General features: G+C 70.3%; 25 protein-coding genes. 19 read left to right on the forward strand and 6 right to left on the reverse strand.

Features of this window, described 5'->3' with window-relative positions:
* The first annotated feature begins 74 nt into the window (after nt 1-74).
* The 7 genes from Q0599_RS13570 to Q0599_RS13600 all read left to right on the forward strand — a co-directional run bounded on the left by Q0599_RS13570 (nt 75) and on the right by Q0599_RS13600 (nt 6,414).
* The gene (locus tag Q0599_RS13570; RefSeq protein ID WP_298830236.1) at nt 75-1,739 is read left to right on the forward strand and encodes a CTP synthase; all 1,665 of its coding nucleotides are present in this window, start codon (nt 75-77) and stop codon (nt 1,737-1,739) included.
* Nucleotides 1,736-2,593: a 3-deoxy-8-phosphooctulonate synthase gene (gene kdsA, locus Q0599_RS13575; RefSeq protein WP_298830238.1), complete on the forward strand. Its 858-nt coding sequence runs from the start codon at nt 1,736-1,738 to the stop codon at nt 2,591-2,593. The genes Q0599_RS13570 and kdsA overlap by 4 nt, the downstream gene beginning before the upstream one ends.
* 41 nt (nt 2,594-2,634) lie before the next feature.
* Nucleotides 2,635-3,918: a phosphopyruvate hydratase gene (eno, locus tag Q0599_RS13580; protein WP_298830240.1), complete on the forward strand. Its 1,284-nt coding sequence runs from the start codon at nt 2,635-2,637 to the stop codon at nt 3,916-3,918.
* Nucleotides 3,919-4,017: 99 nt separating this feature from the next.
* Nucleotides 4,018-4,296, forward strand: a complete 279-nt coding sequence (ftsB, locus tag Q0599_RS13585) for a cell division protein FtsB (RefSeq protein ID WP_298830466.1) — start codon at nt 4,018-4,020, stop codon at nt 4,294-4,296.
* Nucleotides 4,297-4,315: 19 nt separating this feature from the next.
* Nucleotides 4,316-4,951 carry a nicotinamide riboside transporter PnuC gene (gene pnuC, locus Q0599_RS13590; RefSeq protein ID WP_298830242.1) on the forward strand — a complete coding sequence of 212 codons (636 nt, stop codon included), beginning with the start codon at nt 4,316-4,318 and terminating at the stop codon, nt 4,949-4,951.
* A complete protein-coding gene (locus Q0599_RS13595; RefSeq protein ID WP_298830243.1) occupies nt 4,948-5,577 on the forward strand; it encodes an ATP-binding protein in 630 nt (209 codons plus the stop codon). The genes pnuC and Q0599_RS13595 overlap by 4 nt, the downstream gene beginning before the upstream one ends.
* Before the next feature lie 33 nt (nt 5,578-5,610).
* On the forward strand, nt 5,611-6,414 hold the full coding sequence (locus Q0599_RS13600) for a hypothetical protein (RefSeq protein WP_298830244.1): 804 nt from the start codon (nt 5,611-5,613) through the stop codon (nt 6,412-6,414).
* 59 nt (nt 6,415-6,473) lie between these two features.
* Here the strand turns inward: Q0599_RS13600 and Q0599_RS13605 are convergent, their stop codons facing one another.
* Genes Q0599_RS13605 through Q0599_RS13615 form a run of 3 tightly spaced genes read right to left on the reverse strand, consistent with a single transcriptional unit; the run spans nt 6,474 to nt 9,953 of the window.
* Nucleotides 6,474-7,445, reverse strand: a complete 972-nt coding sequence (locus tag Q0599_RS13605) for an Hsp33 family molecular chaperone HslO (protein ID WP_298830245.1) — start codon at nt 7,443-7,445, stop codon at nt 6,474-6,476.
* Nucleotides 7,445-7,969 carry a gamma carbonic anhydrase family protein gene (locus Q0599_RS13610; RefSeq protein WP_298830248.1) on the reverse strand — a complete coding sequence of 175 codons (525 nt, stop codon included), beginning with the start codon at nt 7,967-7,969 and terminating at the stop codon, nt 7,445-7,447. Before Q0599_RS13610 ends, Q0599_RS13605 begins: the two co-directional genes overlap by 1 nt.
* A 31-nt stretch (nt 7,970-8,000) precedes the next feature.
* Nucleotides 8,001-9,953, reverse strand: a complete 1,953-nt coding sequence (locus Q0599_RS13615; RefSeq protein WP_298830250.1) for an aminotransferase class I/II-fold pyridoxal phosphate-dependent enzyme — start codon at nt 9,951-9,953, stop codon at nt 8,001-8,003.
* A gap of 37 nt (nt 9,954-9,990) precedes the next feature.
* On the opposite strand from Q0599_RS13615, the gene Q0599_RS13620 reads away from it, so the two are divergent.
* The 5 genes from Q0599_RS13620 (at nt 9,991) to Q0599_RS13640 (ending at nt 15,166) form a co-directional block, all read left to right on the forward strand.
* Entirely contained in the window at nt 9,991-10,779 is a 789-nt protein-coding gene (locus Q0599_RS13620; RefSeq protein ID WP_298830251.1) for a ferritin-like domain-containing protein, read from the forward strand.
* Nucleotides 10,780-10,781: 2 nt separating this feature from the next.
* Entirely contained in the window at nt 10,782-12,290 is a 1,509-nt protein-coding gene (locus Q0599_RS13625) for a M81 family metallopeptidase (protein ID WP_298830252.1), read from the forward strand.
* Nucleotides 12,291-12,385: 95 nt separating this feature from the next.
* On the forward strand, nt 12,386-13,258 hold the full coding sequence (locus Q0599_RS13630) for a basic amino acid ABC transporter substrate-binding protein (RefSeq protein WP_298830253.1): 873 nt from the start codon (nt 12,386-12,388) through the stop codon (nt 13,256-13,258).
* Nucleotides 13,259-13,274: 16 nt separating this feature from the next.
* On the forward strand, nt 13,275-14,027 hold the full coding sequence (locus Q0599_RS13635) for an amino acid ABC transporter permease (protein WP_298830255.1): 753 nt from the start codon (nt 13,275-13,277) through the stop codon (nt 14,025-14,027).
* 137 nt (nt 14,028-14,164) lie between these two features.
* The gene (locus Q0599_RS13640; protein WP_298830257.1) at nt 14,165-15,166 is read left to right on the forward strand and encodes a porin; all 1,002 of its coding nucleotides are present in this window, start codon (nt 14,165-14,167) and stop codon (nt 15,164-15,166) included.
* 69 nt (nt 15,167-15,235) lie between these two features.
* Here the strand turns inward: Q0599_RS13640 and Q0599_RS13645 are convergent, their stop codons facing one another.
* Nucleotides 15,236-15,829, reverse strand: a complete 594-nt coding sequence (locus Q0599_RS13645) for a MarC family protein (RefSeq protein ID WP_298830259.1) — start codon at nt 15,827-15,829, stop codon at nt 15,236-15,238.
* A 63-nt stretch (nt 15,830-15,892) separates the two neighbouring features.
* Here Q0599_RS13645 and Q0599_RS13650 point away from each other — a divergent pair, with 63 nt between their 5' ends.
* The 7 genes from Q0599_RS13650 to Q0599_RS13680 all read left to right on the forward strand — a co-directional run bounded on the left by Q0599_RS13650 (nt 15,893) and on the right by Q0599_RS13680 (nt 22,618).
* The gene (locus tag Q0599_RS13650; protein WP_298830262.1) at nt 15,893-18,529 is read left to right on the forward strand and encodes a LuxR C-terminal-related transcriptional regulator; all 2,637 of its coding nucleotides are present in this window, start codon (nt 15,893-15,895) and stop codon (nt 18,527-18,529) included.
* Between the two features lie 116 nt (nt 18,530-18,645).
* A complete protein-coding gene (locus Q0599_RS13655) occupies nt 18,646-19,020 on the forward strand; it encodes a cupin domain-containing protein (protein WP_298830263.1) in 375 nt (124 codons plus the stop codon).
* Nucleotides 19,017-20,036 (forward strand): hypothetical protein, encoded by a 1,020-nt coding sequence (locus Q0599_RS13660; RefSeq protein ID WP_298830265.1) that lies wholly within the window; start codon nt 19,017-19,019, stop codon nt 20,034-20,036. The genes Q0599_RS13655 and Q0599_RS13660 overlap by 4 nt, the downstream gene beginning before the upstream one ends.
* 165 nt (nt 20,037-20,201) lie before the next feature.
* Complete coding sequence (locus Q0599_RS13665; RefSeq protein ID WP_298830266.1) at nt 20,202-20,933, forward strand: hypothetical protein; 732 nt, start codon at nt 20,202-20,204, stop codon at nt 20,931-20,933.
* A 25-nt stretch (nt 20,934-20,958) separates the two neighbouring features.
* Nucleotides 20,959-21,864, forward strand: coding sequence for a c-type cytochrome (locus tag Q0599_RS13670; protein WP_298830267.1), 906 nt, complete (start codon nt 20,959-20,961; stop codon nt 21,862-21,864).
* Nucleotides 21,865-21,893: 29 nt separating this feature from the next.
* Nucleotides 21,894-22,271, forward strand: coding sequence for a hypothetical protein (locus Q0599_RS13675; RefSeq protein WP_298830268.1), 378 nt, complete (start codon nt 21,894-21,896; stop codon nt 22,269-22,271).
* A gap of 104 nt (nt 22,272-22,375) precedes the next feature.
* Nucleotides 22,376-22,618, forward strand: coding sequence for a hypothetical protein (locus tag Q0599_RS13680; RefSeq protein WP_298830269.1), 243 nt, complete (start codon nt 22,376-22,378; stop codon nt 22,616-22,618).
* Here Q0599_RS13680 and Q0599_RS13685 read toward each other — a convergent pair whose 3' ends face one another.
* Together Q0599_RS13685 and Q0599_RS13690 are read right to left on the reverse strand one after the other, a co-directional pair.
* Entirely contained in the window at nt 22,619-24,406 is a 1,788-nt protein-coding gene (locus tag Q0599_RS13685; RefSeq protein ID WP_298830270.1) for a gamma-glutamyltransferase family protein, read from the reverse strand.
* The gene (locus Q0599_RS13690; RefSeq protein ID WP_298830271.1) at nt 24,403-25,689 is read right to left on the reverse strand and encodes a mechanosensitive ion channel domain-containing protein; all 1,287 of its coding nucleotides are present in this window, start codon (nt 25,687-25,689) and stop codon (nt 24,403-24,405) included. Before Q0599_RS13690 ends, Q0599_RS13685 begins: the two co-directional genes overlap by 4 nt.
* Between the last annotated feature and the right edge of the window lie 8 nt (nt 25,690-25,697).

The following is a 25,697-nucleotide window of genomic DNA, read 5'->3' on the forward strand; positions in this document are numbered from 1 at the left end:
GCGACCGCCCGACCCACACGCCTATAATCGCGCTTTACCACCACGGCATTCGTGAGCAACGGATGCCGCACGCAATGACCAAGTTCGTCTTTGTCACCGGCGGTGTGGTGTCCTCGCTGGGCAAGGGCATCGCTTCTGCAAGCCTCGCCGCGATCCTCGAGTCGCGCGGCCTCAAAGTCACCCTCATCAAGCTCGATCCGTACCTCAACGTGGATCCGGGCACGATGTCGCCGTTCCAGCATGGCGAGGTGTTCGTCACCGACGACGGCGCGGAAACCGACCTCGACCTCGGCCACTACGAGCGCTTCATCACCACCCGGATGCGCAAGTCGAACAACTTCACCACCGGGCAAATCTACAAGAGCGTGCTCGAGAAGGAGCGCCGCGGCGACTACCTCGGCAAGACGGTGCAGGTGATCCCGCACGTCACCAACGAGATCCAGGAGTTCATCCAGCGCGGCGCCGGTATCGGCACCGACCATGCCGTCGACGTGGCCATCGTCGAGGTCGGCGGCACGGTCGGCGACATCGAGTCGCTGCCCTTCCTCGAGGCCGCGCGGCAGCTCAGCCTGAAGGCCGGCCCGAACCAGTGCGCCTTCGTGCACCTCACCTATGTTCCCTGGATCGCTGCGGCCGGCGAGCTGAAGACCAAGCCGACCCAGCACACCGTGCAGAAGCTGCGCGAGATCGGCGTGCAGCCCGACGCGCTGCTGTGCCGCGCCGACCGCCCGGTGCCCGACGAGGAGCGCGACAAGATCTCGCTGTTCACCAACGTGCCGCGCTGGGGCGTGATCTCGATGTGGGACGTGGACACCATCTACAAGGTGCCGCGCATGCTGCACGAGCAGGGGCTGGACGGCCTCATCTGCGACAAGCTGCGCCTGTCCACGCCGCCGGCGAACCTGAGGCGCTGGGACGACCTCGTCAACGAGGTCGAGCACCCGAAGGCCGAGGTGCGCATCGCCATGGTCGGCAAGTACACCGACCTGTCGGACTCGTACAAGTCGCTCAACGAGGCGCTGCGCCACGCCGGCATCCACAATCACGCCAAGGTGACCATCGAGTACGTCGACTCGGAGACGATCACGCCGGAGAACGTCGACCGTCTCGGCGACTTCGACGCCATCCTGGTGCCCGGCGGCTTCGGCAAGCGCGGCATCGAGGGCAAGATCTGCGCGGCACGCCTGGCCCGCGAGAAGAAGATCCCCTACCTGGGCATCTGCCTGGGCATGCAGGTGGCGACCATCGAGTACGCGCGCCACAAGGCGGGCCTGGCCAGCGCCAACAGCACCGAATTCGACCCGGCCACGCCGCACCCGGTGATCGCGCTGATCGAGGAGTGGCAGGATGCCGACGGCTCGATCCAGAAGCGCTCGGCCTCCTCCGACCTCGGCGGCACGATGCGCCTCGGTGCGCAGAGCTCCGACGTCAAGCCGGGCACGCTGGCGCACGAGATCTACGGCGACGTGGTCACCGAACGGCATCGGCACCGCTACGAGGCCAACGTGCACTACCTCGACCGCCTCGAGCAGGCCGGCCTGGTGATCTCGGCGATCACCCAGCGCGAGAAGCTGACCGAGATCGTCGAACTGCCCAAGGGCGTGCACCCCTGGTTCATGGGCGTGCAGTTCCACCCCGAGTTCAAGTCCACGCCCTGGGGCGGGCATCCGCTGTTCACCTCCTACATCCGGGCGGCGCTGCAGCATCAGGCGGACCGCAAGCAGAGGGTAGCGGCATGAAGCTCTGTGGCTACGACGTCGGCCTCGACCGGCCCTTCTTCCTCATCTCCGGCCCCTGCGTGGTCGAGAGCGAGCAGCTGCAGATGGACGTGGCCGGGCGGCTGAAGGAGATTACCGCCGCGCTGGGCATCCCCTTCATCTTCAAGTCGAGCTACGACAAGGCGAACCGCTCCAGCGGCAGCTCGTTCCGCGGTCCGGGCATGGACAAGGGCCTCGAGATCCTCGCCAAGGTCAAGCGCGAGCTGAATGTACCCATCCTCACCGACGTGCACAGCGAGGCCGAGATCCCGGCCGTGGCCGCGGTGGTCGACGTGCTGCAGACGCCGGCCTTCCTGTGCCGCCAGACCGACTTCATCCGCGCCGTGGCGCAGAGTGGCAGGCCCGTCAACATCAAGAAGGGCCAGTTCCTCGCGCCGCACGACATGAAGAACGTCATCGACAAGGCTCGTGCGGCAGCCCGCGAGAAGGGCCTGAACGACGACAACTTCCTCGCCTGCGAGCGCGGCGCGAGCTTCGGCTACAACAACCTCGTCTCGGACATGCGCAGCCTCGCCATCATGCGCGAGACCGGCGCGCCCGTGGTGTTCGACGCCACCCACTCGGTGCAATTGCCCGGTGGCCAGGGCACCAGCTCGGGCGGCCAGCGTGAGTTCGTGCCGGTGCTGTCGCGCGCGGCGGTGGCGGTGGGCGTCGCCGGCCTGTTCATGGAGACGCACCCCGATCCGGCCAGGGCGCTGTCCGACGGCCCGAACGCCGTGCCGCTGAAGCACATGAAGGCGCTGCTCGAGCAACTCGTCGCGCTCGACCGCGTGGTGAAGACCCAGCCGCTGCTCGAGAACGACTTCTCCTGCTGAAGTCCCATGCCAACAACTCACCTTCCTGGAAAGACAAGACCATGAGCGCCATCGTCGACATCGTCGGAAGAGAAATCCTCGACAGCCGCGGCAACCCGACCGTCGAGTGCGACGTGCTGCTGGAGTCCGGCACCATGGGCCGCGCGGCGGTTCCCTCGGGCGCCTCGACCGGCTCGCGCGAGGCGATCGAGCTGCGCGACGGCGACAAGTCGCGCTACCTCGGCAAGGGCGTGCTCAAAGCCGTGGAGCACGTGAACACGGAAATCAGCGAGGCCGTGCTTGGCCTGGACGCCAGCGAACAGGCCTTTCTCGACCGCACGCTGATCGACCTCGACGGCACGGAGAACAAGAGCCGTCTCGGCGCCAACGCCACGCTGGCGGTGAGCATGGCGGTGGCGCGTGCCGCCGCCGAGGAATCGGGACTGCCGCTGTACCGCTACTTCGGCGGCTCGGGCGGCATGCAGATGCCGGTGCCGATGATGAACGTCATCAATGGCGGGGCCCACGCCAACAACAACCTCGACCTGCAGGAGTTGATGATCATCCCGGTCGGCGCCCCGTCGTTCCGCGAGGCGGTGCGCTACGGTGCCGAGGTCTTCCACGCGCTGAAGAAGATCATCGACGGCAAGGGCATGAGCACGGCCGTCGGTGACGAAGGCGGCTTCGCGCCCAGCGTGGCGAGTCACGAAGCGGCCATCCAGCTGATCCTCGAGGCGATCGACAAGGCGGGCTATGAAGCCGGCCGCCAGATCGCCATCGGCCTGGACTGCGCCGCCAGTGAGTTCTACAAGGACGGCAAGTACCAGCTCGAGGGCGAGGGCCTGACGCTGTCCGCCCCCGAGTGGACCGACATCCTCGCCACCTGGGTCGACAAGTACCCGATCGTCTCGATCGAGGACGGCATGCACGAAGGCGACTGGGACGGCTGGAAGCACCTCACCGAGCGCCTCGGGCAGAAGGTGCAGCTGGTCGGCGACGACCTGTTCGTCACCAACACGCGCATCCTCAAGGAGGGGATCGAGAAGCGCATCGCCAACTCGATCCTCATCAAGATCAACCAGATCGGCACGCTGAGCGAAACCTTCGCCGCCATCGAGATGGCCAAGCGCGCGGGCTACACCGCGGTGATCAGCCACCGTTCGGGCGAGACCGAGGACAGCACCATCGCCGACATCGCCGTGGGCACCAACGCCGGCCAGATCAAGACCGGCTCGATGAGCCGCAGCGACCGCATCGCCAAGTACAACCAGCTGCTGCGCATCGAGGAGGATCTCGGCGACGTGGCGAGCTATCCCGGCCGCGATGCCTTCTACAACCTGCGGTGAGCCCGGACATGAAGCAAGACCTTCGTCTTGACGAGTGCCTGGCGAACGACCGGCGCGTCTCGCGCCGGTGCGGTCTGCAAGGCTGAGCACGGCGCGGCGATGCGCCTGGTGACGATCGCACTGCTGGCGCTGCTGGCGCTGGTGCATGCCGAGCTGTGGTTCGGCCGGGGCGGCGTGCCGCGTGTGATGGAGCTGTCGGGGCAACTGCGCGAGCAGAAGGCCGCCAACGACGCGTCCAGGCAACGCAATGCGCAGCTTCTCGCCGAGGTCAGCGACCTCAAGGAAGGCCTGGAAATGGTCGAGGAGAAGGCCCGCTTCGACCTCGGCATGGTCAAGCCGGACGAGATCTTCGTGCAGATCTCGGCGCCGCAGCGCTGAACAGGCCACGCTGCCCGTGATGGAGACGCTGCTGCAGGCGTTGCGGCCGCTGTTCGCACCCGCCTTCACGCTGTGGGGATCGCCGGCCACCTGGCTGGAGCTGATCGCCTTCGTGCTGGCGCTGGCCATGGTGGGCTTCAACATCCGCGTCAATCCGTGGGGCTGGCCGCTGGCGATCGCGAGCTCGCTGCTGTACTTCCTGCTCTTCTGGGACAGCCGGCTGTACGGCGAGGCCAGCCTGCAGATCTTCTTCGCCGCGGTGGCGCTGTGGGGCTGGTGGCAGTGGCTGCGCGGCACGCTGGACGACGGCACGGCGCTGCGCGTGCGTTCGCTGCCGCGCCGCGCGCTGGTCGGCTGCCTGCTGGCGTTGGCGCTGGCCTGGCCGGCGCTGGCCCTCTTCCTCGACCACCGCACCGACTCCGACGTGCCCTGGTTCGACGCCTTCCCCACCGCGGCCAGCCTGGTGGGGCAGTGGCTGCTCGGCCGCAAGTACGTGGAGAACTGGCCCGCCTGGCTGGTGGTGAACGTGGTCAGCGTGGCGCTGTTCGCCGTCAAGGGGCTGTGGCTGACGGTGCTGCTGTACGCGGTGTTCGCCGTGCTCTCGGTCGCCGGCTGGCGCGCCTGGCGGGCGCGGGCGAACGCCGGGACGCCATGAACGACGCCTTCATCATCGCGCTGCTCGGCGCCGAGAGCACCGGCAAGACCACGCTGGCGCACGCGCTCGGCGCGTCGCTGGCCGAGCGCGGCCAGCGCGTGGCGGTGGTGCCGGAGGTCCTGCGCGAGTTCTGCGACCGCGCGGGCCGCACGCCGCGCAGCGACGAACAACGCGGCATCGCGGCCGAACAGACGCGTCGCATCGCCGCCGCCGCCGAACGCCACGACATCGTGGTCGCCGACACCACCGCGCTGATGATCGCCGTCTACAGCGACCATGTCTTCGGCGACCGCGGCCTCTACGACGAGGCGCTCGCCGCCCACGCGAGCTGCCACCTCACCCTGCTCACTGCGCTGGACCTGCCCTGGCGGGCCGACGGACTGCAGCGCGACGGCCCGCACGTGCGTGAACCGGTCGACGCCAAGGTGCGCGCGGCACTGACGCGCGCAGCGCTGGACTGCTCGGTGGTGTTCGGCCAGGGTGCGACGCGACTCGCCAACGCGCTCGCCGCCGTCGAGCGTGCGCGCCAGCCGCCCGAAGTGCTCGCCGAGGCACGGCGCTGGCAATGGGTGTGCGAACGCTGCGGCGACGCACAATGCGAACGCCACTGGCTGCCGCCGCTCTGATATCGTTCCGCGTCCTTCCCGCCCGCCGCGCCCATGGCCCTTGTCTGCTCGAAGTGCAGGTCCGACAACGCCGACGGCGCGCTCGTCTGCCGGCATTGCGGAGCGTCGCTGCAAGCCAAGCCGGCCTGGGGCCGCTCGCTGATGCCCGACGACGACAGCTTCGACCCGCTCTCGGCACCGACGCTGGTCATGCAGCACACCGCGCCGGCCAGCCTGCCGCCGATCGAGGAATCGCCGCTGGCCGAGCCGCCCGCGCACGGTACCGGCAGGCGCAAGGCAGTGGGCCTGGCGGTGGTGGTCGTGCTCGCCGCCGGTGGCATCTGGCTGCTGCGCCCGGGGGATGACACGCCACCGGCACCGGCCCCCGCGACGGTGGCCAGGCCGGCCTCGGCGGCCACGGCGATCGATGCGGCTCCGGTCGCATCGGCTCCCGCACCGACAGCCGCCGCAGCGCCCTCGGCGAGCATGGCGGCGGCACCGGCGAGTGCAGCCTTGCCGACGCAGGAGGCCGCCAGCGCCATGGGCGCCGAAGCCGCCGAACCCGCCTCCGTCCCCGAGCGCCGGAAGCGCCTTCCCGAGCCCGTGCCTCGCCCGCGTGCACAGCAGACCCTGCGCGCCGCACCGCCGGCGCAAGCCGTGCCGCCGGCTGCAGCGGCCGCCCCTGCCTCAGCGCCTGCGCCTGCACGTTTGAAGACCGTCGCCGAGCTCTGCGCTGGCAACAACCTGCTGATGCGCGGCTTCTGCGAGCAGCGCGAGTGCCGCAAGGCCGAGTTCGCTGCCGACGCCGCCTGCGTCAAGCTGAAGGAGACGGAACAGCGCCGGCTGTTCCAGCAGTGAGCCGCGCCCCTCGTCGCTGCGCCCGCGCCCGGGGGCCGTCACGCCGCCGGGCCTCTGCGTCAGTTGAGCGTCGTGCTGCCCGGCGGCTGCGAGTCGGCGGGCATGAACAGGCCGGCGGCGTCGACGGCATCGAAGTGGTACTTGATGCCGCAGAAGTCGCAGGCGATCTCCACCTGCCCCTGCTCGGCGAGGATGCCCTCGATCTCTTCGCGGCCCAGGCTGCGCAACATGTCGCCGACGCGTTCGCGCGAACAGCTGCAGTGGAAGCGGGGACCACGCTCGCCCGACATCGGCTCGAAGCGGCGCAGGTCCTCTTCCCAGAACAGCCGCCGCAGGATGGTGTCCGCATCCAGCGTCAGCAGCTCTTCGCGCTTCAGCGTGGACGCGAGATGCGCGATGCGGTTGAACGCTTCGTTCAATCCGATCTCGTCCTCGTTGCGCCGACCGGCGAGATTGCCCTCGCCTTGCACCGGCAGACGCTGGATCAGCAGTCCGGCGGCGACATGGTCGTCGGCCGCCAGCACCAGTCGCGTGTCGAGCTGCTCGGATTGCAGCATGTAGTGCTCCAGCACCTGCGACAGCTCCTGCAGCGGCTCGCGCGCGTCGCCATGCAGGGGCACCACGCCCTGGTAGGGCTGCTGGCCCGGCAGCTTGTCCTGCGGGTCGAGCGTGATCGCGCAGCGGCCCTTGCCGTGCACGTTCAGCATGGCCTCCAGCCTCGCGTCGTCGCCGACCTCTCCCACCACCTTGGCGGTGGCGCGGAAGGCCAGGTCGGGCTGCACCTCGGCCACCGCGAGGCGCACCGGACCGTCGCCGAACACCTGCAGGATCAGCGCACCGTTGAACTTGATGTTGGCCTGCATCAGTGCGCCGGCCGCCGCCATCTCGCCGAGCAGCGAGCGCACCGGCGGCGGGAAGGCGTCGTCGGCGCGCTCGCGGCGCTGCAACAACTCCTGCCACGACTCGGTCAGCCGCACCAGCATGCCGCGCACCGGCAAGCCTTCGAAGATGAACTTGTGCAATTCCGACATCAGGCGATCTTCTTCAATCCCTTGCGGTAGCGCTCCGCCTTCTCGGCATAGTGGATCGCACCCTGCCTGACCCGCTCGAACTGCTCCGGCGAGAGCTGCTTCACCACCTTGGCCGGCGAGCCCATGATCAGCGAGCCGTCGGGGAACTCCTTGCCCTCGGTGACCAGCGCGCCGGCGCCGACCAGGCAGTTGCGCCCGATCTTCGCGTTGTTCAGCACCACTGCCTGGATGCCGATCAGCGAACCGTCGCCGATGGTGCAGCCATGCAGCGTGACCTGGTGGCCGACGGTCACGTCCTGCCCGATCACCAGCGGGCAGCCGGGGTCGGTGTGCAGCACGCTGCCGTCCTGCACGTTGGAGCCGCGCCCCACCGTGATCCAGTCGTTGTCGCCACGCAGCACGGCGCCGAACCACACACTGGCGCCTTGCTGCAGTTCCACGCGGCCGATCACCTGGGCACTGTCGGCCACCCAGGCGGAGTCCGCGATGCGGGGGATGTCGTCGTCGAGCTGGTAGATGGCCATGAGCTTGCTTTCGTGAAGGGCGGCAGTGTAGTCACAAGGCGCGGCTGCTGCGCTCCTCGGCCAGCGTCATCACGCGCAGGCAGGGCATGTAGCCGTCGTGCACCACGCCATGCAGGTCGGTTCGCTTGTGCGAGCGCATCAGCGACAGCAGGAACTGCACGATCTCGCGGGTGATCACCTGGCCCGGAACGAGCGCGGGAATGCCCGGGGGATAGGGCACGATCTGGTCGGCGCAGACCCGGCCGTCGAGGGCGGCGTTGGCGTGCTCGTCCTCGTCGAGCAGCGGCAGCAGTTCGCCTTCGCAGTAGAAGGCATCGCGCGGCAGGTAGCGCAGGCTGGTGAAGCCGGCGATCTCCGGCGCCTTGACCAGCCGCCGCGGCGCCTTCGCATCGCGCGCCAGGCGCAGCAGCGCATCGTGCAGGCGCGACACCTTGCTGCGCGTGGTGCCGATGGTCAGCAGCAGTGTCACCGTGTTGAAGGTGGACTTCTCGACCTGGATGTTGAAGCGCTCGAACAGCACCTGCTGGAACTCGTCGACGGTGAAGCCGGACTTGGAGATGTCGACCGTGATCTTCGTCGGGTCGAGCTGGATGCCGTCCCCGCGCACTTCCTCGGGCAGCAGCTCGGCGAGCGTGAGCGCCTGGAACACGCCGGTCGCGTTGATCGACTCGCGCAACTCGGCGGCCAGCTCCAGCGTGCGCTGCAGCAGCTTGTAGCCTTCCATCACGGCCTGCTGCCGACCGACGTCGAGGCTGGCGATGATGCCGTACTGCGGACTGGTCGACGTGTGCATGTTGAAGTTCTCGCGGAACAGGTGCGCGTCGAAGTCCGGATCGTTCACGTGGATCATGCTCGCCTGGCTGAGCGCGGACAGCACCTTGTGCGTCGACTGCGTGGCGTAGTCGGCACCGGCCTCCATCGCCGTCGGGCGGAAAGCGGGGTGGAAGCGCGCATGCGCGTACCAGGCCTCGTCGATGATCACCTTGATGCCTCTGGCGTGCGCCGCCGCGACGATGGGCGGCAGGTCGTAGCGCAGGCCGTCGTAGGTGCACGAGGTGAGGATCAGCGCCTTGGCGTCGGGATGCGCCTCGATCGCCTCGAACAGCGTCTTCTTCGGCACCGGCCCGAACAGGCCGTAGGTGCGGTTCACCGAGCTGTCGAGATAAACCGGCCGCGCGCCCGACAGCACCACGCCGTGGTGCACCGACTTGTGGCAGTTGCGATCGAGCAGCAGCTTGTCGCCCGGCGCCAGCAGGGTCTGGAAGATCACCTTGTTCGCCGTCGAGGTGCCGTTGGTGGCAAAGAAGGTGCGCTTCGCGCCGAAGGCGCGCGCCGCCATGTCCTGTGCCTGGGCGATCACGCCCTTCGGGTCGAGCAGCGAGTCGAGCATGTCCACCGACACCGACAGGTCGGCGCGCAGCAGGTTCTCGCCGACGAACTCGTGGAACGCCGACGACCAGGGGCTGCCGCGCAGGCTGTCGCCCGAGGAGTGGCCGGGCGTGTGCCAGGCGTCCTTGGCCATCAGCACGTACTCGCGCAATGCGTCGAAGAAGGGTGTGCGCGACTTCTCCTGGATCTCGGCCTGGATGATGCGGAACCAGCCGCGCGGGTCGGACTCGTCGCGGATGAAGAAGCCGTCGATGGCCTCGCGCGTCAGCGCCCCCACGGTCTCCTCGTCGCGCGTGCTGTCGACGAGCACGTAAAGGTCGAGTTCGGGACGCAGCCGGTGCAGCGCCTGCACCAGTTCCTCGGCCTGCCAGGGACGCTCCGCGTCCGCGTCACCCAGACCGTCGACCAGCACGCACTGCAGGTCGCCGTCCTCGCGCGCGATGCGCAGCGCCTCCTCGGCGCAGTCGGTGCCGGCGAATCCCAGCCCACAGGGGTTGTCCAGGCTCTTCGCGGCAGCCGTCAGGCCCTTGAGCAGGTTGCGCCGGAAGGTATCGTCCGCGAGGACGATGAGGACATGGCTGTGCGGACGTGGCATGGGCGGAGCTTATCAAGGGCCCGTCGATAATCGCGCCATGGAACTCCGCCGCGAAGCGCTCGCCCTGCTGCAGATCGCCGACCCGATGGAGAAGGCCGACGCGACCCGCACGCTGTCCGAGCGCGCCGGCCTGGGCGTCGATGCCGACGTCCTGCTGGCCGAGCCCGACGGCCTGCCCGGTCGCCCGGTGCGGCCGCACCTCGTGCCGCCGAAGGACGTGCCCACGCGCTCCCCGTTCACCGTGGAGGGTCGCGCTGCGCTGCTGCACGCGATCGCCCACATCGAGTTCAACGCCATCAACCTCGCGCTCGACGCGGCGTGGCGCTTCGCCGGGCTGCCCGAGGCCTACTACCGCGACTGGCTGCGCGTCGCCGCCGAGGAGTCGCTGCACTTCACGCTGCTGCGCGAGCACCTGAGGTCGCTCGGCCACGACTACGGCGACTTCGCCGCCCACGACGGGCTGTGGACGATGACGGCGCGCACGGCGCACGACCTCGTCGCGCGCATGGCGCTGGTGCCGCGCACGCTGGAGGCGCGCGGCCTGGATGCCACGCCGCCGCTGCAGGCCAAGCTCGCGAGGGCCGGTGACGCGCGCGCAGTGGCCATCCTCGACGTGATCCTGCGCGACGAGATCGGCCACGTGGCGATCGGCAACCGCTGGTACCGCTTCGCCTGCGAACGCGCGGCACTCGATCCCGTGGCGATCTACCCGGGACTCGTCGAACGCTACGCCGCCCCGAAGCTGCGGCCACCGTACAACGACGCGGCGCGGCGCGCGGCCGGCTTCAGCGAAGCCGAGATCGCCTACCTGACGCGGGCCGTCTGACCATGCGCATCTTCGTCGCCGGCTTCCACCACGAGACCAACACCTTCGCGCCTTCGCCGGCCGACTGGGCGGCCTTCGAAGCCGGCGCCGGCTACCCGGCCTACGCGCGCGGCCCGGCCATGCTGGAACAGATGCAGGGCAGCAGCCTGGCGATCGCCGGCTTTGCCCGTGCCGCCCGCCGCGCGGGCTGGACGCTCGTGCCGTCGGTGTGGGCCGGCGCCATGCCTTCGAACCGCATCACCGCCGACGCCTTCGCGCGCATCGGCCGTGAGATCGAGTCCGACCTGCGCGAGGCGCTGCGCGACGGCCTGGACGGCATCTACCTCGACCTGCACGGTGCTGCCGTCGCCGAGGGCGCCGACGATGCCGAAGGTGCGCTGTTGCTGCGACTGCGCGCGATCGTCGGCGCGCAGCGGCCGATCGTCGCCAGCCTGGACCTGCACGCCAACCTCACCCGGCTGATGCTCGCGCGCGCGAGCGCCATGACGAGCTATCGAACCTATCCCCACGTCGACATGGTCACCACCGGCGAGCGTGCCGCGCGGATGCTGGCGCGGCGGCTGGCCGACCGTTCGGCGCACTGGTTCACCCATGCTCGCCGGGTACCCTTCCTGCTGCCGCTGAACGCCCAGTGCACGCAGATGGAGCCGGCGGCCTCGGTGATCGCCGAGCTCGAACGGCTGGAGGCGCACAGCGGTGCCGAGTTGAGCTTCGCGATGGGTTTCTCGGCGGCCGACTTCCCCGAATGCGGGCCGGTGCTGTTCGGCCACGGTTTGGACGACGCGGTGACACAGCGGGCGGTCGAAGAGCTGCACACGATGGTGGTCGACCATCGCCGCCAGTGGGCCAGCGAACTGCTCTCGCCGCACGAGGCCGTCGAGCGGGCGATCGGCCTCGCCGTGCCGGGCCGCGGCCCGGTCGTCATCGCCGACACGCAGGACAACCCCGGTGCCGGCGGAGACGCCAACACCACCGGCATGTTGCACGCCTTGCTCGACGCCCGCACCGGCCAGCGCGTCGGCGGCGCCGTGGCGCTCGGCCTGCTGTTCGACCCCGACAGCGCGCGCGCCGCGCATGCCGCCGGCCTCGGCGCCCGCCTGACCCTGTCGCTGGGCCGCGCCGTACCCACCTGGTGCGGCCAGACCGACGGGCCGGTCGAACGCGAAGCATGCGTGCTCGCGCTGCACGAGGGCACGCTGCGCCTGCACGGTCCGATGACCGCCGGCAGCGTCGTGCGCCTCGGGCCCTGCGCCAGCGTCGAGGTCGAGGGCATCCGCGTGCTGCTGTCCAGCGCGAAGGCGCAGATGCTCGACCTCGACCTGTTCCGCTTCCTCGGCGTCGAGCCCGCGGCGATGCAGGCGCTGGTGGTGAAGAGCTCGGTGCACTTCCGCGCCGCGTTCGCGCCGATCGCCTCGCACATCCTGGTGGCCAAGGCGGCCGGCCCGATGCCGGCCGACCCGGGCGACCTGCCCTGGCGGCACCTGGACCCGGCCACTGCGCCACGGCCCTGAGGTCGTGCGGGGCCGGCGCGCCGCCCGCTTACACTTCGCGCCACGCCCTCAGACCGATCCGTCCGGGCTCCCAACATTCCTTCACCGAGGACTCCATGACCACCATCACCACCCGTCGATTCCTGCAAACCGCCGGCCTGCTGTTCGCGGGCGCCCTGCTCGCCGCCTGCGGCAAGAAGGAACCCGCGCCGGCGCCCGAAGCGTCGACGCCCGCCCCGGCCGCCTCCGTGGCCGCCGCGCCGCCGCCGGCGAGGGTCTACGTGGTCGGCACCGACGCCGCCTACGCACCGTTCGAGTCGCAGAACGAGAAGGGCGAGATCGTCGGCCTGACCATCGACATCGTGACCGCCGTGGCCCAGAAGGCCGGCATCGAGGTGAAGTTCGTCAACACGCCGTGGGAAGGCATCTTCAACGCGCTGCAGCAGGGCGACCGCGACATGCTGGCCTCGTCGATCACGATCACCGACGAGCGCAAGCAGACGATGGACTTCACCGATCCCTACTTCGACGCCTACCAGCTGATCGCGGTGAAGGCCAACTCCAAGGTCGCCAAGTTCGATGACCTGAAGAAGCTCAAGGTCGGCGTGCAGACCGGCACCACCGGCGACGAGGCCGTCACCAAGCAGCAGGGCAAGAACAGCACCAACATCAAGCGCTTCGAGTCCACCCCGCTGGCGCTGAAGGAGCTGGAAGCCGGCGGCGTGGACGCGGTGGTGGCCGACAACGGCGTGGTCATCAATTACGTGACCAACAACCCGGACGCCAAGTTCAAGACCGTCAGCGACAAGGCCTTCGCGCCCGAGCAATACGGCTTCGCGGTGAAGAAGGGCAACACCGAGCTGCTCGAGAAGCTGAACAAGGGTCTGGCCGACATCAAGGCCGACGGCACCTACGACCAGATCTACACCAAGTACTTCGGTGCCGCCCCGGCAGCGGCCGCGGCGCCGGCGACGGCCGCCTCGAAGTAAGCCAAGCGGGGCGCGCGTGGACCTGCGCTGGGAGATCCTCGCCGGCTACGGGCCGTTGTTCCTCAACGGCCTGTGGATGACGATCCAGCTCACCATCGTCTCGATCGGCGCCGGGCTGCTGCTCGGCGTGTTGCTCGGACTGGTCAGCAGTTCGCGCGACGCCCCGGTGCCGCAGTCTCTGGCGCTGGCCTGGCTGCTCAAGCTGGCGCGGGCGGTGACGCTCGCCTACGTGACCTTCTTCCGCGGCACGCCGCTGTTCGTGCAGATCCTGCTGGTGCACTTCGCGCTGATGCCGGCGCTGGTGCACCCGGACAGCGGCCTGCTGCTGTCGGGCGACGCGGCGCGCGAGTTCCGCCAATCGCACGGTGCCTTCTTCTCCGGCGCGCTGGCGATGACGCTCAATGCCGGCGCCTACATCTCCGAGATCTTCCGCGCCGGCATCCAGAGCATCCACACCGGCCAGACCCAGGCCGCCTACAGCCTGGGCCTGACCCATCCCCAGGCGATGCGCTTCGTGGTGCTGCCACAGGCCTTTCGCCGCATGGTGCCGGCGCTGGTCAACGAGGGAGTCACGCTGATCAAGGACTCGTCGCTGGTCTCGGCGATCGGCCTGGCCGAACTGGCACTGGCCGCGCGCACCGTCGCCGGCGCGTACTCGCGCTACTGGGAGCCCTATCTCGCCATCTCGGCGGTCTACCTGGTGCTGACGCTGACCTTGTCGATGCTGGCCAAGCGCCTGGAGGCGCCCTCGCACCTGCGCGGCCGTTGACCGTTGGTCGCGTCGTTGTCGCTTCGGCGCAACGAAGCTCCGGGTTTTCCTCCAGCTGTCATCTAAGATTCGGCACCTCGTTCCGGTGACATGTGTCAACCGGGTTCGTGTTTCGAATGAAGACCAAAAGGATCTACATGAAGCGCTCTCTCTTCCTGGCCGCCGTGGCCACCCTGGCCGGCACCTCTGCCCTGGCCCAAAGCAGCGTCACGATCTACGGCCGCCTGAACACGTCGGTCGAGCGCCAGAAGGACGGCGACACCAGCGTCACCGCGCTGCAGAACAACGCCTCGCGCATCGGCTTCAAGGGCACCGAAGACCTCGGCGGCGGCCTGAAGGCCTCGTTCCTGCTCGAGCATGGCTTCAACGTCGACACGGGCGCGCAATCGCAAGGCGCGTTCTGGGCCCGCGAGAGCTGGGTCGCGCTGGAAGGCAGCTTCGGCCGCGTGCGCCTGGGCAACATGGGCCCGACCGCCGCGTACTTCGCGACGGCCGACTACATCAGCATGCACAACCACGACACCGGTACGTCGTCGGATGCGTTCTACCTGTACCCCGGTGATGTGCGCAACACGATCGCCTACAACTCGCCGAGCTTCGGCGGTGTGACGTTCGACGCGCAGGTTGGCCTGGCCGAGACCACCAACACCAAGAAGACCATCGTCCTTGCGGCGAACTACGTCGGCGGCCCCCTGCACCTGGGCGCCTCTTACGTGAACGCGCCGACGGGCCTGTTCACGCCGCCGGCCGATGACGACAGCAAGGAGTTCGGCCTGCGCGCGCTGTACGAAATGGGCCCGCTGACCTTCGGCGCCTACTACATCCGCAACACCATCGACGACGGTGTCGGCACGGAAGTGAAGCGCAACTCGTACCGCCTGTCGGCCATGTACACGATGGGTGTCAGCGAGTTCCACCTGAACTACGGCGTGGCCGGCGAGCTCAAGGGCAACGGCAACACGCTGAACGACACCGACGCCACCCAGTTCACGTTTGCCTACAACTACAACCTGAGCAAGCGCACCAAGGTGTTCGCCTTCTACACGCAGGTGGACAACAAGGACAACGCTGCCTACAGCGTCTCGAACGTCGGCACGAAGTTCTCGTCGTTCGCCGCGGGCGTGCGCCACAACTTCTGATCCCCGAAGTTCACAGCGCTCGAGAGGGCCGGTCTCAGGACCGGCCCTTTTTTCATGGCCGCGCGGCCATCAGCCGAGGAAGTAGCGCTTCAGCCCGGCAAGGATCATCTCCACGGCGATGGCGGTGAGCACGAGGCCCATCAGCTTCTCGGTCGCCGCCACCACCGAGTCGCCCAGCAGCCGCCGGATGCGCTCGCACAGCAGAAGCACCGCGCCCGACACCGCCATCGCCACGGTGAGCGCTGCCATCCAGGTCATCACCTTCTCCGGCTGGCGCGACGCCAGCAGCAGCACCGTGGCCATCGCCGACGGGCCGGCCAGCAGCGGCACGGCCAGCGGGAAGATGAGCGGCTCCTTGCCCTCGGGCATGCCGTAGACGCCGCCCTCGTGGCCGAAGATCATGCGGATGGCCACCATGAGCAGGATCACGCCGCCGGCCACCTCGAGCGAGCGCTCCGAGAGGTGCATCACGCGCAGGAAGGCTTCGCCGGCGAACATGAAGCCGAGCAGCACGGCGAAGGCGATCGCCACCTCGCGCAGTGCCACGCGCCGCCGGCGCTCCCGGGGCACGCCGTTCATGATGGGAATGAAGATCGGCAGGCTGCCCAGCGGATCGAGCACGAGCAGCAGCAGGATGAGGGCGGAGAGAAAGCTGTGGTCCATGGGAGCGGCATTGTGGGCCAGCCCCGCCGCACAATCCGCGCTGACCGCAAGCCTGCTCCGCCCGTGTCCGCGCTCGCCGATTTCGCCCTCACCAAGCTGCACCCGCCACGTCTGCGTGCCGCCCGCGTCCCGCGCGCGGCGCTGGAGGCACGCATTGCCTTGGCGCTGCGGCAGCATCGCTTCGTGCTGCTCTCGGCGCCGGCCGGCTTCGGCAAGACGGCGGCGCTGGCCGCGGCACTCGATTCGGCGCCCGCCACCGCGCTCGCCTGGATCTCGCTCGACGAGGGCGACGACCTGCAGCGGCTTCTCGCCTGCCTGGCCGTGGCGCTGGAGCCGCTGGACCTGCCTTGGCGCACGGCGCCCGAAGTGCTGGTTGCTGCGGCGGGTGGCAGCGGGTCGCAGCGCCGGCAGGCGGCCGACGAACTCGTCAACACCCTGGCGTCCACGCCGGTCGCGCAGGGCGTGATCGCCCTCGACGACCTGCACCGCATCGAAGACCCGGCGCTGTTCGAGTTCGTCGAGGTCCTGGTCGAACGCTTGCCACCCGCGTGGACCCTCGCCGCGACGGCGCGCGTCGATCCGCCCCTGCCGCTGGCGCGCTGGCGCACGGCCGAGGAGATGATGGAATTCCGCGAGGCGGAGCTCCGTTTCGATGCAGTCGAGGTGGCGGCACTGGCCGAAGCTCAAGGCGGCGCAGGGGTCGACAGCGCGGCGCTGCTCGAACGAACCGGCGGCTGGCCGGCCGGCGTGCGTCTCGCACTGCGTGATGCTGCCCAGGGCGCGCGCCTGCGGGACCGCCACGCGTTCGACTACCTGGCCGCCGAGGTGCTGGCGCAGATGCCCGCGGCCTTGTGCGACTTCCTGCTGCGCTGCGCCGAGCTGCCCGAATTGAGCGCGCCGCGCTGCAACGCCTTGCTGGGCAGCACCGACGCGGCGCGGCACCTGCGTGAGGTCGAGCGCCGTGGCCCCTTCGCCACCGCGATCGAAACCGGCGCTGAACCCGCCCTGAAGCTGCACGACCTGTTCCGCGACTTCCTCGAGGACCGGTTGATGCGCGCCAACACCGCCGGCTTTCGCACCCTGCTCGGCCGTGCCGCCGACACCGAGCCCGACCCGGCCAGAAGCATCGGCTATCGGCTGCGCGCCGGCGACTGGGCGCGCGCCGAGGCGGAACTGCAACCACTGGTGCACGAGTGGCTCTCGTTCGGCCTCTTCGCGCAGGCCCGGCGCATGCTCGACGCCTTTCCCGCGGCGTGGCGCGAGCGCTCGCCGTCGTGGTGGATGCTGCAGGCACTCTGCGCCTGGGCGAACTGGGATTTCGCGGCCATGGACGGCGCATCGGCTGCGGCGCTGCGTCTGGCCGACCAGCATGGTGATGCCGCCACCCGGCTGCGCACACTGGCCTACCGTGCGCTGGCCCATGTCCAGCAGGACCGCTACGACGACGTGGAAGCGACGCTCGCCGAACTGCGCCGTCATCCCTTGCCGCCCGAAGCCGCCGTGCCGGCGCTCACCGCAGCGGTCTGGCAGACCGGCGACACCGGGCCGGCCGACGACGCCGCGGCGTGCTTCGCCGAACGCAACGAGGTGCTGGCCGGCGTCGACGAGCTGAGCCTGTGGTACGAGGCCTCGCCGATGCCGCGCGACACCTCGCTGCCGGCGATGCGCGCACCGCTGCGGCGCTACCTGGATCTCGTGCCCACACGCGCCCTGGAGGCGCCGTCGCCGCTCGGCGCGATCGTTCACCTGATGCGTGGCCACCTCGCCCTGTGGGCGGGCGATGCCGCCACGGCAGCCGAACAGTTCGACGCCGCCGAGGACATGTCGCGCTGGCTGGGCCGGCCCCGCAATCTCCACTTCATGTTGCTGCAGGTGCGCAGCCAGCTCGCCGCTCTCACCGGGCAGGCCGTCGCCTGCCGCGAGCTGATCGATCAACTTCGACTCGAGGGCGAGCGCGAGCCCGAGGGCCTGGGCCGCGCGCTGCTGCGGCGCAGCCTGGCGTTCACGGCGCTGCGCCTGCTGCTGACCGCCGGCGACGCCGCGGCGGCCACCGCACAGCTCGACACCCTGCAGGGCCCCGAACCGGTCGAGGTGGACACCTTCGGCCAGCGTGCGCGGCGGCTTGTCGTGCCGGCCTACCGCGCGGAACTGGAAGGCGACGACGAGGCGGCGACGCAAGCCTGGCTGCGCGCGCTGGCCACGCGCGACGACCTCGAGTGGTACGGGCTGCGCGTCGAGGCACGACTGCGTGCCGCGCACGCGTGCCTGCGCACCGGACGTCGCGACGAGGCTAGAGCGCAGACCCTGGCCGCCGTGCGTCGCTGTCGCGACGACGGCCTGCCGGGCTCGGCACTGCTGGCCGGCCCCACCGTGCTGTCGGCGCTGGCCTCGATCTTCGCGGGGGATGCGGAACTCGCGCCCACGCTGCTCGACTGGTCGGAATGGGGCCAGCGCCTGCGGCGGCGTGTCGCCGTCGGCACGGTGGCGCGGGACGTGCCGCTGCCCGCAGGATCGCTCAGCGACCGCGAGCTCGAAGTGCTGGCGCGCATCGCCGCGGGCGACAGCAACAAGCTGATCGCCCGCGCGCTCGACCTGAGCCCGCACACCGTCAAGCGGCACGTCGCCAACATCCTCGACAAGCTCGGGTGCAGCTCGCGCGGCCAGGCCGCCGCCTGGCACCGCGACCGCCTGCGGCACTGAACGCCGGCGGGCCATGGCCCGCGGATGGCTCCTGTGGGCGATGCCATGCGGCGGCCGAGGCGCAACCATGTCGCTCGTCGTCACCACCGCCGGCCCGGCACGCTGGCGAGCCGCACATGCACATCGTCCACCACGCCCACCTGCGCTGCGAGCGCAATCACGGCGAGCACCGCCTCGTCGCGGCCTGTCGCGAACAGGGCATCGCCGGCTTCGTGGTCTGGATGAGCACGCTGGAGCCGGGCGCCGCGACGCGCGAGATGCGCCACGACGGGGAGCTGGTCGCCGTCGCGCACGCGGGCGCCGGCAAGCTGCTGCTCGACGGCGGGCCGCAGCGCTTCCAGTCGCCGTGCTCGCTGCTCATCCCGCCCGGCTGCAGCTTCCACGTTGCCAACAACGGCGGCGCGCCGCTGCACCTGTTCTGGGTCTGCACACGACCGCCGCGGCCGGTGGACGACGCCATCCCCACTGCCCCCGAGGAAAGCGCCCCATGAACCCCCACCACGACATCGACCCGACGCAGCCGCTGCTGCCGGCCGCCCTGCGGATCCCGCTGCTGCTCGCCCTGCTGGGCTGGTCGCTGCTGATGCCGGCGCAGGCCGGCGAACGCCGCGCGCGGCTCACGATCGAGCTGCAGCTCGACGGCGCGAGCCGCTGGCAGGACGCCGGCGACTCCGGCCAGACGACGCTGAAGCGCCGCTACCGCGTCGTCACCTTCCTGCGCGCCGACGGCGAGCCGATGTCGGTGAACACCAAGGCGCCCGACTATGCGCAGGGCATGATGGCCCGCTCCGCCCAGGTGCAGGCACAGGTCGCCGAAGCGCAGTCGCGCAAGCCGCAGGCGAACTTGCCCGCGCCGATGGACCCGGCGGCGCAGATGACGCTGGCGCGCCAGGCCCAGGCTGCCTGCGGAGCCGATCGCGACTGCCTGATGCGCATGCTGATGCCGCAGGTGGCTGCGCAGGTCAGCACCGACCCGGCTCACCAGGCGCAGCTGATCCGCCATGGCCAGACGGCGAAGGTGGAAGCAGACGAGGAGGATGCCCGCTTCCTGAGCTTCCATGGCATCGATCGATGCGACGCGAAGGTCGAGGTCAGCGTCGACGAGACCATCGAAGGCCGTTACGCCGACGTGCAGGGGCCGGTGCCATGGCGCATCGCCCGCGGGAGCCCGGCGCCGCTGTCGGCCGACGAGCTGCGCCTGCTCTGCCTGAGCTTCAACCTGGTGCTGGACCTGCGTACCCACACCATCAGCACCGACGCCGGCTTCGTCCTGCCCGAGCCGATGGTGACCGCGGTGCACACCGAGCGCGGTCGAAGCACGAAGAGTGTCGACCGTCTCGCAGGCCTGGCACCGGTGGCGCAGTGGGTGGCCGAGCGCACGCGGCAGGCACCACGGGCCGGCAACGCCAGCGCCACGCTGCCGCTGTCTTCGTCCCCAGAAGGGGGCCGCGGCCGCAACGACGGCTCGGTGAAGGCACGGCTGAGCTGGAAGTTCGAGGAGATCTGAGCCGGCCGGGCCATGCCCCCCAGCCGGAGGTTGGCCCGCCATGGCCCGTCGAATGGCTCCTCCGGGCGATGCCCGAAAACGAACACAAAGGAACACTTCCGATCAAGCCGCGAACGAATGCGGCTGCCTCCCACACCCTCCAGACACCGCGACCAGGAACCGACCATGAACACCGCCACCGCCTCCCGCACCCCCGCCATGACCACCGCTCGCCTGGACATGTACGTCGGCATCCACAAGGCCCTGCGTCATTTCATGACGGACACGCTGCACCGTGTCGGCCGCATGGACCCGAACGACAGCGCCGAGCTGGCCCGCACGCTCGGCCAGTTCGAGGACCTGATGGCGCTGTGCGTGAACCACATCCACCACGAGAACGACTTCGTGCACGCCGCCATCGAGGCTCGCCAGCCCGGCGGCGCGTCGCGCACCGCCGGTGACCATGTCGAGCACTTCGAGCACATCGACGCGCTGCGCGCCGACGCCCGTGCGCTGGCCCGGGCCAGCGACGCCGGCCGCCCGGCGTTGGCACTGCGCCTGTACCGCCATCTGGCGCTGTTCGTCGCCGACAACTTCCAGCACATGAACGTCGAGGAGACGCAGAACAACGCCGCGCTGTGGGCGAACTACAGCGACGCCGAGCTGCTGGAACTGCACCAGCGCATTCTTGCCAGCCTGCCGCCCTCGGAAACGATGGAGGTGATGCGCTGGATGATCCCGGCCAGCAGCCCGGCCGAGCGCGCGCAGGTGCTCGGCGGCATGAAGGCCGGCGCGCCGGCGCAGGCTTTCCAGGCCGTGCTCGACATCGTGCGCCCGCACCTCGATGACGCTGCCTGGGACAAGCTGGCACGCGCCATCGGCGTGCCGCAGGTGCCGGGCCTGGTGAACGTGCGCTGAGCCCAGCACCCCACGAGGTCGCCTCATGAAGACTTGGCTCGTGCGGGCCGGCTACGGCCTGCTCATCCTCATCGCGGCACTGGTTGCCGCCACCGCCTTGCTGTTCGCCAACGGACACCGCAAGGCCGAGCGCCGCGTCGAGGTGCAGCTGCAAAGCGTCGCCGCGCGCAGCGACGCCGCCGCGGTCGAGCGCGGCGGCTACCTGTTCCGCTCGCGCGGCTGCACCGACTGCCACGGCAAGGACGGCGCCGGCCGGACCTTCGTCGACGACGGCAAGGGACTGCACCTGCACGCGCCGAACATCACGCCGGCGCGCGGCGCGGCGGTGGCCTCCTACCGCCTGGACGACTGGGACCGCGCCATCCGCCACGGCGTCGCGCCGGGTGGTCGGCCGTTGCTGATCATGCCCAGCGAGGACTACAACCGCCTCACCAACGACGACTTCGCCGCGCTGGTGGCCTACCTGCGCCAGATGCCGCCCGCCGAGGGCGGTCCGGCGGAGATTCGCCTGCCCGCGCTGGTGCGCACCTTCTACGGCGCCGGCGTCATGCGCGATGCGGCGGAGAAGATCGATCATGCGCTGCCGCCCTCGACCCCGGTGCCGGAGGCAGTGACGGCGACGCACGGTGCCTACGTGGCCAACGCCTGCGTCGGCTGCCATGGACCGGGGCTCTCGGGCGGGCGCATCCCCGGCGCGCCGCCGGAGTGGCCCGCGGCGGCCAACCTCACGTCGGGCGAGGGCTCGGCAATGGCCCGCTACGCCGACGCCGAGGCCTTCGTCGCGATGATGCGCAGCGGTCGCCGCCCCGACGGCAGCGCCGTCAGCGAGGTCATGCCCTTCGGCGCGCTGCGCGAGATGAGCGACGTCGACCTCGCGGCCACCTTCCTGCACCTGAAGAGCCTGCCGCCGCGCGCCGCCGGCTCGCACTGACCCCCAATGGGAAAGACTCGGAGCACACCATGCATGTCATGACCCCCACGGCCGCTGCGCTGCTGGCCTGCCTCGCGCTGATCGCCTGCGGCGGCGGCGGCGACTGGCAATCGATGCGCATCGAGGCGAGTACTTTCGGCCTCGAAGAGGCGCCGACTCCGGCGCAGGTCGGCCTCGAAGGCTGTGTCGTCGACGCGCAGGACCGGCCGATGGCCCGGCCCGTGCAGGCACTCGACAGCGATGGCAGGCTCGTCGCCAGCGGCGCCAGCGGTGCCGACGGCGTGTTCCGCCTGAGCGTGCCGGCACGCAGCGTGCTGCGCGTCGAGACGTTGGGCCCCGGCGTTGACGGCATCACGATCATGACCGGCAACCACCCCGCCCTGCTCGGTGGCTGCCTGCGCGGCTGAGCCGGCCATCCCTCGTTCGAAGGACGCACCCCCCGCAGGCGCGGCGGTGCGCGGCGCGGAGTCTGCACCGACCATGGCGGCACTTTCCTCTGCAGGAGCCGATCATGCTGTCATCCGTTCCGGCCCCGCGCGAAGCGACGGCCATCCAGCTTCACGGCGACACCTTGCCGGTGACGATTCCACCTGGCCACGTCGGCCCGGTGGTACTGCCCGGCAGTGGCCGGCTGGTGTGGTGGACCGGCCGCGTCGCCATCGGGCTGCGCCACGAGCGCCCGCGCACCCTGGAGACGCCGTCGCGTTCGGCGCTGTGGCTGCAGGCGCTGATGCTGTCGCGCGTCGCGGTCTGATCAGTCGCCCGCCGCGATGCCCTCGCGGCGCGGGTCGGCGGCACCGAACCAGCCGCCGCTGCGGCGCTGGATGCCCTGCACGCCGCTGGTCAGCGGCACGATGTTCAGCGCATGGCCGCGCCGGCGCAACGCCTGGGCCAGCACCTCGCTCGATCGCCCCGCCTCGAGTTCCGTCGGCCCGTTGCGCGAGCCGAAGTTGGGCAGCGAAATCGCCTGCTGCAGATCCAGCCCCCAGTCCAGCGTGGCGATCAGCGACTTGGCGACGAAGTTGATGATCGCCGGCCCACCGGGCGAGCCGAGCGACACGGCGAGTTCGCCGCTGTCGCGCTCGAACACCAGCAGCGGTGCCATCGACGAGCGCGGCCGCTTGCCGCCCTGTACGCGGTTGGCCACCGGCACGCCGTCGACTTCGGGCACGAAGGAGAAGTCGGTGAGCTGATTGTTGAGCAGGAAGCCGCGCACCATGATCTGCGCACCGAAGGCGTTCTCGATCGTGCTCGTCATCGACAGCGCATTGCCGAAACCGTCGACCACAGACACCTGCGTGGTCGAGGCGAACTCCGGGCTGCGATCGTCGGCGAGGCTGACCGCCGGCGACAGCGGCGTACCGGGCGAGGCGCGGCCCATGCTGCGCTCGCCGATCAGCGCCGCGCGCTGGCGCAGGTAGTGCGCGTCGAGCAGCGTGGCCGCGCCCAGTCCGGGCAGCGGCACGAAGTCGGGGTCGGCAACGTAGCGCGCACGGTCGGCGAAGGCGAGCCGACCAGCCTCGCTGATCAGGTGCACGGCTTCGGGTGCCGGCTCCCGCCCCCAGGGTGCAGGGACGGGCTTCAGCGTGGCCAGGTCACGCCCTTCGAGCATGCCGAGGATCTGCCCGACGGCCAGCGTGCCCGACGAAGGCGGCGGCATGCCACAGACGCGCCAGCGGCGGTAGGCGAAGCACATCGGCGTGCGCTCGACGGCACGGTAGGCGGCGAGGTCGGCCTCGCCCAGCAGCCCGGGGTTGCGGGTGTGGCTGCGCACCCTGACGGCGATGGCGGCAGCCATCTCGCCGCGGTAGAAGCCGTCGGCACCCCGCTGCGCGATCCCGCGCAGCGTGGCGGCCAGCGCCGGGTTGCGCAGCACCGCTCCCTCGCGCAACGGTTCGCCCTGCGCGTCGAAGAACAGCGCCGCGGCCTCGGGATCATCGCGCAGCGCGCGAGCGTCCCGCTCGCGCAGCAGCATCGCCAGCCGCGCGCCGACCGGCACGCCGCGATCGGCCAGTTCGATCGCCGGTTCGAACAATCTTGCCCAGGGCAACCGGCCGTGCTGGCGGTGGGCCAGCTCGAGCGCGCGAAGCACGCCGGGTACGCCCACCGACCGGCCGCCCACCAGCGCCTCGGCAAACGGCATCGGCCGCCCCTCGCGCAGGAACAGCCCAGGCCCCGCGGCGGCCGGTGCGGTCTCGCGGCCGTCGAAGGCCTGCACGCGGCGGCCGTCGTGGTGGACGAGGAACAACCCGCCGCCGAGGCCCGAGCTCTGCGGCTCCACCAGCCCCAGCACCATCTGCGCGGCAACGGCCGCATCGACCGCGCTGCCGCCCTCGCGCAGCATCTGCACACCGGCCTGCACGGCCAGCGGATGCGCCGCAGCCACCATGTGGCGCGCGGCCGTCCATCCCGGCTTGTCGACGAATCCGCCGGCAGCCTCGGGCGCGGCCGGCCTGGCGGCGGAGGCGTCGAGCGGCGGCGCGCTGCCGCAGGCGGCCAGCGCGAGCGCGAGGCCGGCCAGCGCCGCGCGCCAGGGTCTCACGCGTCGCCCTTCGCCGCCGGCGCGGTCGCGCCGACCTGGCGCACCACCCGCTGCGGGAACGGGATCTCGATGCCCTCGCGGGCGAACAGGTCGAGGACCGCAAGGTTGACGTCGGAGCGAACGTTGCCCTGGCCGTTCTCGGGATCGGCGATCCAGAACAGAACGTTCAGGTTCATGCCGTCCGCAGCGAACTCGGCGAGCTGACAGGAGGGCCCCGGTTCCGCCACCACCCGCGGCACCCCCGCCACGACCGCGACCACCTTGGGCTGCAGCGCACGCACATCGGTGCCGTAGGCCACCTGCACGGTGGTGGTGAGCAGCACCTTCATGTCGGCCAGCGACAGGTTCTCGACCCGCTGCGTGATGAGCAGTTCGTTGGGCACGATGGCCTCGCGTCCGGAGAGCGCGCGGATCACCGTGTAGCGGGTGCGGATGTCGGTGATGCGGCCTTCGAAGTTGTCCACCCGCACCATGTCGCCGATGCGCAGCGAACGCTCGGCGAGGATGACGAAGCCGCTGACGTAGTTGGCGGCGATCTTCTGCAGGCCGAAGCCCAGGCCGACACCGAGCGCACCGCCGAGCACCGACAGCGCGGTGAGGTCGATGCCGACCGCGGACATCGCCAGCAGCAGGCCAATGAAGAGCAGCAGGGCGCGCACCAGGTTGGCGGCGATCTTGCGGATCGACAGGTCGTCGCCGCTGCCGCGCAGCAGTTGCTTCTCGATCGCGGCCGAGATCCACAGCGCGACCACCAGCACCAGCGCGGCGGTCAGCGTGCCCTCGACGGCGTTGCGCAGCGAGAGCTGGGTCCCGCCAACCGTCCAGCGGATCTCGTCCATCGCCTCGAGCAGCAGCGGCAGCACGCCGGTGATCCACAGCACCACCGCGAGCCAGGCGATCCACGACACCGTGCGCTCGATGATGCGCACCCAGCGCGCGGTCGGGAAGGTGACGTGCAGGACGCGCGCCGCGAGGCGGATCACCAGCAGCGACAGCAGGATCGGGATTGCCAGCTTGAACACCGCGATCTTCAGCGTGCCGGCGAGCAGCAAGCGCGCGCCGAAGGCCAGCGCGAGCGCCATCGCCGGGAACAGCACGCCGTCGATGACGCGTTCGCCGAACCAGATCGATCCGGTCGCGACTCGTTGGCCGCGCAGCAGCCGAACGATTCCCCACGCGAGCAGCAAGCAGCCGGCCAGCACGGCCAGTTCGGTCAGCGCGGTGCGCTGCAACAGCGAGCCGATCAGCTCGTTGAGTTCGGTGGTGTCCAGTGTTCGTGTCATGGCCAGGG

This window comes from uncultured Piscinibacter sp. (genome assembly GCF_937952055.1).
Classification (GTDB): domain Bacteria; phylum Pseudomonadota; class Gammaproteobacteria; order Burkholderiales; family Burkholderiaceae_C; genus Piscinibacter.

Coding starts and splice junctions, on each gene's coding strand:
- Q0599_RS13570 (WP_298830236.1), top strand. CDS start 75: ATGACCAAGTTCGTCTTTGTCACCGGCGGTGTGGTGTCCTCGCTGGGC.
- kdsA (WP_298830238.1), top strand. CDS start 1,736: ATGAAGCTCTGTGGCTACGACGTCGGCCTCGACCGGCCCTTCTTCCTC.
- eno (WP_298830240.1), top strand. CDS start 2,635: ATGAGCGCCATCGTCGACATCGTCGGAAGAGAAATCCTCGACAGCCGC.
- ftsB (WP_298830466.1), top strand. CDS start 4,018: ATGCGCCTGGTGACGATCGCACTGCTGGCGCTGCTGGCGCTGGTGCAT.
- pnuC (WP_298830242.1), top strand. CDS start 4,316: ATGGAGACGCTGCTGCAGGCGTTGCGGCCGCTGTTCGCACCCGCCTTC.
- Q0599_RS13595 (WP_298830243.1), top strand. CDS start 4,948: ATGAACGACGCCTTCATCATCGCGCTGCTCGGCGCCGAGAGCACCGGC.
- Q0599_RS13600 (WP_298830244.1), top strand. CDS start 5,611: ATGGCCCTTGTCTGCTCGAAGTGCAGGTCCGACAACGCCGACGGCGCG.
- Q0599_RS13605 (WP_298830245.1), bottom strand. CDS start 7,445: ATGTCGGAATTGCACAAGTTCATCTTCGAAGGCTTGCCGGTGCGCGGC.
- Q0599_RS13610 (WP_298830248.1), bottom strand. CDS start 7,969: ATGGCCATCTACCAGCTCGACGACGACATCCCCCGCATCGCGGACTCC.
- Q0599_RS13615 (WP_298830250.1), bottom strand. CDS start 9,953: ATGCCACGTCCGCACAGCCATGTCCTCATCGTCCTCGCGGACGATACC.
- Q0599_RS13620 (WP_298830251.1), top strand. CDS start 9,991: ATGGAACTCCGCCGCGAAGCGCTCGCCCTGCTGCAGATCGCCGACCCG.
- Q0599_RS13625 (WP_298830252.1), top strand. CDS start 10,782: ATGCGCATCTTCGTCGCCGGCTTCCACCACGAGACCAACACCTTCGCG.
- Q0599_RS13630 (WP_298830253.1), top strand. CDS start 12,386: ATGACCACCATCACCACCCGTCGATTCCTGCAAACCGCCGGCCTGCTG.
- Q0599_RS13640 (WP_298830257.1), top strand. CDS start 14,165: ATGAAGCGCTCTCTCTTCCTGGCCGCCGTGGCCACCCTGGCCGGCACC.
- Q0599_RS13645 (WP_298830259.1), bottom strand. CDS start 15,829: ATGGACCACAGCTTTCTCTCCGCCCTCATCCTGCTGCTGCTCGTGCTC.
- Q0599_RS13655 (WP_298830263.1), top strand. CDS start 18,646: ATGCACATCGTCCACCACGCCCACCTGCGCTGCGAGCGCAATCACGGC.
- Q0599_RS13660 (WP_298830265.1), top strand. CDS start 19,017: ATGAACCCCCACCACGACATCGACCCGACGCAGCCGCTGCTGCCGGCC.
- Q0599_RS13665 (WP_298830266.1), top strand. CDS start 20,202: ATGAACACCGCCACCGCCTCCCGCACCCCCGCCATGACCACCGCTCGC.
- Q0599_RS13670 (WP_298830267.1), top strand. CDS start 20,959: ATGAAGACTTGGCTCGTGCGGGCCGGCTACGGCCTGCTCATCCTCATC.
- Q0599_RS13675 (WP_298830268.1), top strand. CDS start 21,894: ATGCATGTCATGACCCCCACGGCCGCTGCGCTGCTGGCCTGCCTCGCG.
- Q0599_RS13680 (WP_298830269.1), top strand. CDS start 22,376: ATGCTGTCATCCGTTCCGGCCCCGCGCGAAGCGACGGCCATCCAGCTT.
- Q0599_RS13690 (WP_298830271.1), bottom strand. CDS start 25,689: ATGACACGAACACTGGACACCACCGAACTCAACGAGCTGATCGGCTCG.